A 9,559-nucleotide genomic window follows, 5' to 3' on the forward strand; every position below is an offset into this window, starting at 1 on the left:
TATGAAAAATTGATCTTCGCAACTGGTTCAACTCCAATCTTGCCACCAATCGAAGGTGTTGAAATTGTTAAAGGTAATCGTGAATTCAAAGCGACTCTTGAAAACGTACAATTCGTTAAATTGTACCAAAATGCTGAAGAAGTTATTAACAAACTTGAAGATAAGAGCAAACATCTTGAGCGTATCGCTGTTGTCGGTGGTGGATACATCGGTGTTGAACTTGCTGAAGCATTCGAACGTCTTGGAAAAGAAGTGGTCCTTGTTGATATCGTAGACACTGTCTTGAACGGATACTATGACAAAGACTTCACACAAATGATGGCTAAAAACTTGGAAGACCACAACATCCGTTTGGCACTTGGTCAAACTGTTAAAGCTATCGAAGGTGACGGTAAAGTAGAACGCTTGATCACTGACAAAGAAACATTTGATGTAGATATGGTTGTCCTTGCAGTTGGTTTCCGTCCAAACACAGCTCTTGCTGATGGTAAGATCGAACTCTTCCGTAACGGTGCCTTCCTTGTAGACAAGAAACAAGAAACATCAATCCCAGGTGTATATGCTGTTGGTGACTGTGCGACTGTTTATGACAACGCTCGTAAAGACACTAGCTACATCGCTCTTGCTTCAAACGCTGTTCGTACTGGTATCGTAGGTGCTTACAATGCTTGTGGACATGAGCTTGAAGGAATCGGTGTTCAAGGTTCTAACGGTATCTCTATCTATGGACTTCACATGGTTTCAACTGGTTTGACACTTGAAAAAGCAAAAGCAGCAGGATACAACGCTGTTGAAACAGGCTTCAACGATCTTCAAAAACCAGAATTTATCAAACATGACAACCATGAAGTTGCTATCAAGATCGTTTATGATCAAGATAGTCGTGAAATCCTTGGTGCCCAAATGGTATCACGCGATGCTGCAATCTCAATGGGTATCCACATGTTCTCATTGGCAATCCAAGAACATGTAACAATTGAAAAATTGGCTTTGACAGACTTGTTCTTCTTGCCACACTTCAACAAACCATACAACTACATCACAATGGCAGCACTTACTGCTAAATAATGTTGTCCAAAAAACGCTCATTCGAGCGTTTTTTTGATGATCTCATACTCAGGAGCTGTAAAAAATAGTATAATAAAGTCAATCAATCTTGGAGTTTAAGAAAATTTATGAAACAAAGTCACCAAATCCAAAAAGAATTTAAATCGACCTCAAGATCTATTTTATCTCAGGTTAGCAGAGGTGCTTTAGTGGGACTCGTAGTTGGCGCGATCGTCTCGAGTTTTCGTTTTTTTATTGAGCATTTCTTTCATTTTGTTCAGGGGTTATATAAAGATCTTGGAAGAAGTCCGATCAATTGGATCATCATCCTCTCTATGTATCTTTTTATTATTCTATTAGCAAGCCAACTGATCAAAAAGAACCAAAACGTAAAGGGCTCCGGTATTCCCCAAGTTGAAGCAGAATTAAAAGGATTACTTCAAATAGACTGGTGGACCACACTTTGGCAGAAATACATTTTAGGAATCCTAGCAATTGCAAGTGGCTTGATGTTAGGTCGTGAGGGTCCAAGTATCCAGCTTGGCGCCATGGGAGGAAAGGGCTTGTCTAAAAAACTTGCTCTTAGTCCAGTAGAAGAAAGGGCCTTGATTGCAAGTGGGTCTGCAGCAGGTTTGGCAGCAGCTTTCAACGCTCCGATTGCGGGTCTTCTCTTTGTAGTAGAAGAAGTTTATCATCACTTTTCTCGAGTCTTCTGGGTATCTACCTTGGCTGCTAGTTTGGTCGCCAACTTTGTCTCTCTCAACGTTTTCGGTCAAACTCCTGTTTTAAACATGCCCGATCACATCCCCCATATCGATTTATCCAGCTATTGGATTTTTCTTGCCATGGGTATTTTTCTCGGACTATCTGGCTATCTCTATGAAATAGCTGTTTTAAATATTGGACGTGTCTATGAAAAACTAGGCAACTGGCTTCATGTAACACCTCCTTATCGTTCCATCTTTGCCTTTCTTTTGATTCTACCAATTGGTTTCTATTTCCCTCATCTACTGGGCGGTGGTCACCACTTAGTTTTAGACCTAGCCCACATTCCTCTTAGCGTCCAGACCTTGTTCCTTTATTTTGCTATTCGTTTTAGCTGGAGTATGATCAGTTACGGTAGTGGTCTTCCTGGTGGCATCTTTCTTCCGATTCTAGCTCTTGGCTCTGTCTTAGGAGCCTTGGTTGCTACAGTGTTATTGCAGTTTGGTCTCATACATTCTAATCAACTCCCCTTGTTTGTCATTTTAGGAATGAGTGGTTATTTCAGTGCCATTTCAAAAGCGCCCTTAACAGCCATGATTCTAGTGACCGAAATGGTAGGAGATATACGAACCTTGATGCCGATTGGCTTGGTGACTTTGACAGCTTACATTACCATGGATCTAGTAAAAGGTGCCCCTGTCTACGAAGCCATGCTGGAGCAAATGATGCCTGAGGTGACCAGCGGTTCAGATGTCTTAACCCTGATCGAAATTCCAGTATCAGAGAAAATAGCAGGCCGTCAGGTTCGAGATTTAGACCTACCGAGAGACCTCCTGATCACAACTCATCAGCACAATGGAAAAAACAGTACGGTTCATGGTAGCACCCGCCTCTATCTAGGAGATAGCATCTTCCTGGTAGTAAAAGAGGCAGACATTGGTCGCGTGAAAGAGTTACTCCTCTAATTTGTTTTATTAAAGTTTTCTGACAATTGTTGAATAATGAGAAAATCTTTGCTATAATAGACTGCGTAAAAAACGAATCCAGGAGAAAAGACTCATGAAAAAAATTGCAGTAGCACTCTTATCCGTTGCTTTATTAGCAGGCTGTGCCAACACATCTTCAAAAAACACAACTACTAATAGTTCCTCTTCGACAGTGAAATTGTCTAAAGAAGACCAAAAAGCATTGGATCAAGCGACAAGTGAATACAAGGAGTTTGTGCAAGGCCAAATCGACCAATTGTTAAAAGATACAGAGGAATTTCAAAGAGTCCTCAAAAGTGGTGATTTAGAAGAAGCCAAGAAAGTCTATCCTTTGATTCGGATGTCTTATGAACGCTCTGAACCGATCGCTGAAAGTTTTGGAGAGTCTGATGTCAAGATTGACTTCCGTTTAGTTGACTATGTTGACGAAAACAAATCTGAAGAAGGTTGGTCTGGCTTCCACCGTATCGAACGCATCTTGTGGGAAGAAAATACAACCGAGGGTACTGAAAAATATGCAGAGCAATTGGTCAAGGATATCAAAGAGCTGAAAGCTAAGATTGCGACAGTAGAAGTGACGCCAGATTTGATGTTGACAGGTGCGGTTGACCTCTTGAATGAAGTGGCGACACAAAAGATCACTGGGGAAGAAGAAATCTTCTCTCATACAGATCTCTATGACTTCCGTGCCAATATTGAAGGAGCTGAAAAAATCTTTGCTCTCTTCAAACCTCTTATTGAGAAGAAGGATGCCAAGCTAGTGAAAACCCTTGAAACAGAATTCAAGGCGGTGAATGATCTGTTAGACAAACATATGACAGATGAATCTAACTATAAATCATATACTGATCTAACAGAAAAAGATACCAAAGAACTAGCAGAAGCAGTAACAAAATTGGGAGAACCACTCTCTCAAATGGGAATCATTTTAAACGGTAAATAACAATGACAAAAGACGATAAATTTTTTGAAAAGAAGATGGATCGTCGCGAATTTCTGAAAAAAGCAGGTATTGGGGGAGCAGGCTTAGCACTTGGTCTATCCGGTGCTTCTGCTTTTTTCGCTAATAAGGAACAAGGTTCCAAAAATATCGCAGACGGTCAAGAAGAAATTAGTTTTTATGGCAAGCATCAGGCAGGGATTACCACGCCCATGCAGAAGAATATCTATTTTGTGGTGCTCGATCTCCGGACGACAGATAAAAACGAATTGATTCAGTTGTTTAAAGAATGGACAGATTATAGCCAGAAATTAGTTAATGGCGAACTGGTCAAAAAGGATGGTTCCAACGCTCTCTTGCCACCAAGTGACACTGGGGAAACTGTCGGACTAAATCCTTACCGCCTCACCCTAACCTTTGGTGTTTCAGCTAGCTTTTTGACCAAATTAGGCCTTGAGAAGAAACGTCCCAAACTCTTCCGGGATCTGCCAGCTTTTCCTAAGGAACAGTTGAGAGAGCAGTATACGGGTGGTGATATCGTTATCCAAGCATGTGCAGATGATGAGCAGGTGGCCTTTCATGCTGTCCGTAATCTGATCCGTAAAGGACGGAACAAGGTGACCATGAAGTGGAGCCAATCAGGATTTGCTGCTATTGGGGATCGTATGGAAACTCCAAGGAACCTCTTCGGCTTTAAGGATGGGACTGCCAATGTTACGACAGAGAAAGATTTTGATAAGGTCGTTTGGGCTGATAGTCAAGACTGGATGAAAAACGGCTCTTATATGGCTGTCCGCCGGATTATCATGCACCTAGAGACCTGGGACCGGACAAACCTCCAGGAGCAAGAAAATACCTTTGGACGCTATAAAGAAAGTGGCGCACCCTTTGGAAAGAAAAACGAGTTTGACGAAGTGGACCTCTCCCTCTTACCAGTTGACTCACATGTCCGTTTGGCTAAAGAAGTGGATCTGCCAATTTTGCGACGCTCTTATTCTTACTCTGATGGGATTGATCCGAAAACGGGGCAGTTTGATGCAGGATTGCTTTTTATTGCCTTTCAAAAGGATCCAGACAGCTTTGTGAAAATCCAAACCAATCTTGGGGCAGACGATAAGATGAATGAATATGTGACCCATATTGGCAGTGGCCTCTTTGCCTGCTTCGGAGGTGTGAAGGAAGGAGGGTACATTGGTCAAGACTTATTTGAATAAATTATTAGTCGTCCTAGTAGCCTGTCTCTTTTTCATCGTCACCCCTGTCCAAGCTGAGTCTTATAGTGATCTCTTTATCAAAATCACAGATGCAACGACAGCAGTTCGGGATAAGGATCAAGAAAAAGCTCACATTCTTGTCGCAGAGATAAAAGAAGAATTTCTGAAGAAAGCCAATCATGATTCCAAAGCAGGAAAAGAAGTCCAGAAAAGTCTGGACTTGGAAGGCGAGATCACAGAAAAGCAATTGGTGACCGTCTCCACTTCCTTGCTAGCCTTTGAAAAAGAGCAAAATCCAGTCGATCTGGATGCTGAAAAGGAGAAGCTAGAAACTCGCTTGCAGCCTTACTTTGAGAAGCTACAAGAGGCAATCACAGCAAAGGATCTCCAAGAGACACGAAAGGCTTACGCTGATTTAAACAACACTTGGACCCGGAATGAAGCGGTTGTCAGAGATCACAGTACCGCTTATTACGGAAAGGTAGAAACAGATATTTCCTTCTTGAGAAGTGCGATCGAAACAGAGCCTACAAACTTTGACTCCATCCAATCTTCTTACAATGACCTAAAAAATGTCTTGGATCAGTTTATCAGTGGGGAAAAGATTGAGGAAACAAGTTCCAATCTGACCCTTTCAGACGGGATCAAGCTCCTTAAGAAAGCTCTGAGCCTCTTCCAAGCCAATGACACTAGCCAAGCTAGTCAAGTTATGAAAGAATTTATTACCATTTGGCCAACGATCGAGGGCGATGTCAGCACGACCAATCCTGGTCTCTATACTCGGGTGGAAAGTCAAAGTCCTGTCATCATGGTCAAGGGGAACGAAAGCAAGTATCAAAAGCAACTGGAAGCTCTGATTAGTGATCTATCTGCTATTGATACCACCGCCTCCTATTCTGCGGTTGACGCTATGTTGATCCTCTTACGCGAGGGAGTCGAAGCACTTTTGATTGTCATGGCTTTGGTGACCGTTCTCAAGTCTGCAAAACTATTCAAAGGCTTGAAATGGGTTTATGCAGGTGCTCTTCTAGGAATCCTGGCCAGTGCAGCCATTGCAGTAGCTCTTCAATTCTTATTCCCAGCTGTGACCTCAGCTTCCAACCGTGAGGTCATCGAAGGAGCAGTAGGGATTATCGCAGTAGGCATGATGATTGTCATTGGGATTTGGCTACATCGTAAGTCCTCCGTTCAAAAATGGAACCAATTCATGGAAAGTCAGATGAAGGCTGTGACAGCAACTGGCAGTTTCATTTCTATGTTTGCCCTCAGTTTCTTAGCTGTCTTCCGTGAGGGGGCTGAGACTATCCTTTTCTATGTGGGGATCCTCCCTCGTATTCGCTCCTTTGATTTCTTCCTAGGGATTGGCTTGGCACTTGCAGTTTTAGCTATTCTTGCTATTCTCATGACCAAGGCAAGCCATCTGGTCAAGCCACATAAGATTTTCTTCATCCTGACTTGGATGATTTATGCCCTGGCCTTTAAGATGCTAGGGGTGAGCCTGCACGCGCTCCAATTAACCAATATGCTTCCAAATCATATCTTGAGTAATTTCCCAACCATTGATTGGGCGGGAATCTATCCGAGCTGGGAAGTTCTTGCTTGCCAAGTTCTATTCGTTCTTATTGTCGGGATTGTGACGGTGAAGCAACATGAAAAATGAAGATAGAAGGCTCACTATTGTAGAGCATTTAAGCGAGTTTAGGCGACGCTTCATCGCTTGTATCCTTTGTTTTTTCCTTGTCTTTTGTGGAGCCCTCTTGTTTTCTGATCAGCTTTATGCCTATTTGACGGCTGGATTTCGAGAGAAACTCTTGGTCCTTGGCCCTAATGACATTTTAAGCATCTACCTGCAATTGGCAGCTCTAATGGCTTTTACTATTACCTTGCCCTTCACCCTCTTTCAAGTCTGGCAATTTGTAAAGCCAGCTTTAAGAAAAGGAGAAGCAGGAGCTATTCTGCTCTATGTGCCCGCTAGTTTGATATGTTTCTTGCTAGGCTTACTCTTCGGCTATTATCTAGTTAGTCCAGCTATCTTAGAGGTACTCTTAACGTTAGGACAAGGCCAGTTTACCATCCAGTTAACGGCACAGAACTACTTGGCTTTCATCTTTCATACGACAGTGCCTTTGGGTATCTTGTTTGAATTGCCGGTCCTTGTAGCCTTTTTGACCTCGATTCATATCTTAACGCCAGACTGGTTACGTCGCTACCGCCGGATAGCCTACTTTCTATTGCTGGTACTGGCAGTCGTCCTGACGCCAGCTGATTTTATCAGTGATTTAGCAATGACCGTGCCACTGATCTTGCTTTACGAAGTAAGTCTGGGCATCAGTCGCATCATCTATAACCGCATACAAAAAAGGAGATAAATATGGGAATTTTACGTGATATCGGTGCACCAGGCCTGATTATTATTATCCTGGGAGCCCTCTTAATCTTTGGACCAAAGCGTTTGCCTGAATTAGGACACTCGCTTGGAAAAATGTTCTCTGAATTCAAGTCAGCCGTCAACAATGGTGCTGCTGAAAAAGAAGAGGACAAAGAAAAGACTGGCAAAACAGAAGAGAACTAGTCTTATAAATAGTTTAAAAGCATTTCATGATGATGGAATGCTTTTAATTTTTTTTTCCTTTCAAATATTCATACACTAAAGTAGCAGGAATAACGATGAAAACGCTAACAAATATGCTATACTATAAGAGTAGACAGAAGGAGGATTAACTGATGAGAAGAAAATGGGTCATGATCATTTCTATTTTGTTTTTAATCCTATCTGGTAGTTACTTTGTCTATAACAAGATAACGAAGCCGAATCTTGGACCTAAAACAACTAGATTATACAAGCGAGGCTTTCGACTTCTAGAAGAGCAAATCGGAACCTATATCAAAGACCACTATACTGGGATCGAAAAGATTGAGTTCTCCCCAATCTACGTTACTGATGAAGGTTCAACTTTCTCAGATGCCTATGTACGTCCGACGCTCTATGACAAGTATGGAAATAAAGCTACTCTGGGAGATAAAATCAAGAAATTTATTCCATTAAGTTATGGATTGATTTCACATATTGTTCTTGATTTTGATGGAGATGGTAATGATGTCATTGAGTTACTGGACTCAAATGGCAAACCTGTAGACGTTTCAAATGAGGAGCATTTACCTAGGAAAGCTATACTCACAGAGGCAAGTAGTACAGATGAAAATATTGAATTATTAGTAGAAGATGGTCAATTAAAAGAAGTCGTAAAGGACGAAAAAGGAAGTCCAAATGCTGAAATTGTTTATAATACGGAATTCCAAAAAGGAGGAGCGGAATGAAGAAGAAGCTCTTTAGGCTTGCCTTAGTTCTTGCTATTTTGTTTGCTGCAAGTATGTTGTATCTTAACAAAAAGATGGAAGAGCAGAAAGATCCATACAATGTGAGTACTGTGTTAGATGACAAAGGAGTGAAACTTTACAAACGAGGATTTCGTTTGTTGGAAGAACAATTGGCGACTTATATCAAAGAACACTATTCAGGAGTTAGTAAAATAGAGTTTTCACCAATTTTTGTTCAAGGTGGGGATGGGCAGACCCTGTTCAGCGCTAATATTGTTTTTTCTATTTATGATAAGAATCAAAATAAGGCATATGTTGGTGAAACAATAGGAAATATTACTTATCCAACTTATGACAATGTTTGGGACGTAAGAATGGATTTTAATGGCTTGGATGAAGAAATCATTGAATTAAGAACTAGCGATAAAAAGTTAATTGATGTATCTGATTTTCAGCATTTACCACCAGAGGCTAAACTTAAAGTAAGCGATAAAGTAGATGAAAATCTTGAAGCACTTGTCAATGCCGGTCACCTAAATGATGTGGTAAAAAGTGAAAAAGGTAGTCAAAAAGCGGAAATTCTCTATAATACTGAAATTATGAAAGGAGGCCATTTGGAATGGCCTTGACAGATGAAAGTGTTTGAGTAAATAAAGGAATGTTTGATGGAAAGTGCAAAAAAATTTTCATTCAGGTTATGGTTTTGAATATTCTCTCTTGTTGATTATGATGATCTAGGAGAATATATTGAATTAAGGTCAGACGCTGGTGAAATGATCTAGGTTATGTATAGGATCCTCTTCCAAAAATTATGAGACGTACCAAAACGGTAGCTATAGATTAAAACATGTAATATTTGATGTTGCATAGGACTTTAATAGATCTTGAAAAATAGTCTAAGAGTAACCTGAATGCTAAAAGTGATTTACTATTTGGAAGTAAAAAAGAGATGCTTACGTATAAAACTGAATATTCTGGAACTTATAGAATGGTAAAGGATGACCAAGAAGAACTAGAAGCTTATCAAAAAGAGTACTATACAAGGGAATTCATAATAACTGTTATTCTAATCTATTGATTAAATATATTATGGTTATATGAGTTTTACTATTATGTTGAAAAATTATAAATGAGTTTAAAGGAATCTCTATAATAAATACAAATTATGTTATAATAATTTATGTAAACGCTTGTTTACAAGTGATGAATTATTTATTAGAATGGAGGATAATGATGAAGAAAAAAGTGTTTGCTATCGGTGTATTTTTTATAATTGATAAATTGCAAGAATAAGTGCAACATTTACTTGAACTCATCCTCTAGAGCTTCACAAGCAGTTCTGTAAGCTA

9 protein-coding genes are annotated in these 9,559 nt (G+C 40.4%); all 9 read left to right on the forward strand.

The window, feature by feature from the left end:
* Nucleotides 1-1,068: FAD-dependent oxidoreductase (locus tag K1J10_RS09315; RefSeq protein WP_223357024.1), on the forward strand; the 1,068-nt coding region annotated here is incomplete at its 5' end.
* 107 nt (nt 1,069-1,175) lie between these two features.
* Nucleotides 1,176-2,717 (forward strand): ClC family H(+)/Cl(-) exchange transporter, encoded by a 1,542-nt coding sequence (locus K1J10_RS09320; protein ID WP_223357026.1) that lies wholly within the window; start codon nt 1,176-1,178, stop codon nt 2,715-2,717.
* A 94-nt stretch (nt 2,718-2,811) separates the two neighbouring features.
* Nucleotides 2,812-3,681 carry an iron uptake system protein EfeO gene (gene efeO, locus K1J10_RS09325; protein WP_223357028.1) on the forward strand — a complete coding sequence of 290 codons (870 nt, stop codon included), beginning with the start codon at nt 2,812-2,814 and terminating at the stop codon, nt 3,679-3,681.
* Nucleotides 3,682-3,683: 2 nt separating this feature from the next.
* On the forward strand, nt 3,684-4,892 hold the full coding sequence (gene efeB / locus K1J10_RS09330; protein ID WP_223357036.1) for an iron uptake transporter deferrochelatase/peroxidase subunit: 1,209 nt from the start codon (nt 3,684-3,686) through the stop codon (nt 4,890-4,892).
* Nucleotides 4,870-6,552, forward strand: coding sequence for an FTR1 family iron permease (locus K1J10_RS09335; RefSeq protein WP_223357045.1), 1,683 nt, complete (start codon nt 4,870-4,872; stop codon nt 6,550-6,552). Before efeB ends, K1J10_RS09335 begins: the two co-directional genes overlap by 23 nt.
* Nucleotides 6,542-7,261: a twin-arginine translocase subunit TatC gene (gene tatC, locus K1J10_RS09340; protein WP_223357048.1), complete on the forward strand. Its 720-nt coding sequence runs from the start codon at nt 6,542-6,544 to the stop codon at nt 7,259-7,261. The genes K1J10_RS09335 and tatC overlap by 11 nt, the downstream gene beginning before the upstream one ends.
* Before the next feature lie 2 nt (nt 7,262-7,263).
* On the forward strand, nt 7,264-7,464 hold the full coding sequence (locus tag K1J10_RS09345) for a twin-arginine translocase TatA/TatE family subunit (protein WP_223357050.1): 201 nt from the start codon (nt 7,264-7,266) through the stop codon (nt 7,462-7,464).
* A 152-nt stretch (nt 7,465-7,616) separates the two neighbouring features.
* Nucleotides 7,617-8,210, forward strand: coding sequence for a hypothetical protein (locus K1J10_RS09350; RefSeq protein WP_223357052.1), 594 nt, complete (start codon nt 7,617-7,619; stop codon nt 8,208-8,210).
* Nucleotides 8,207-8,839 (forward strand): hypothetical protein, encoded by a 633-nt coding sequence (locus tag K1J10_RS09355; RefSeq protein WP_223357054.1) that lies wholly within the window; start codon nt 8,207-8,209, stop codon nt 8,837-8,839. The genes K1J10_RS09350 and K1J10_RS09355 overlap by 4 nt, the downstream gene beginning before the upstream one ends.
* The last annotated feature ends 720 nt before the right edge of the window (nt 8,840-9,559 follow it).

The sequence above is a fragment of the Streptococcus australis genome (assembly GCF_019930045.1).
GTDB classification, from domain to species: Bacteria; Bacillota; Bacilli; order Lactobacillales; family Streptococcaceae; genus Streptococcus; species Streptococcus australis_D.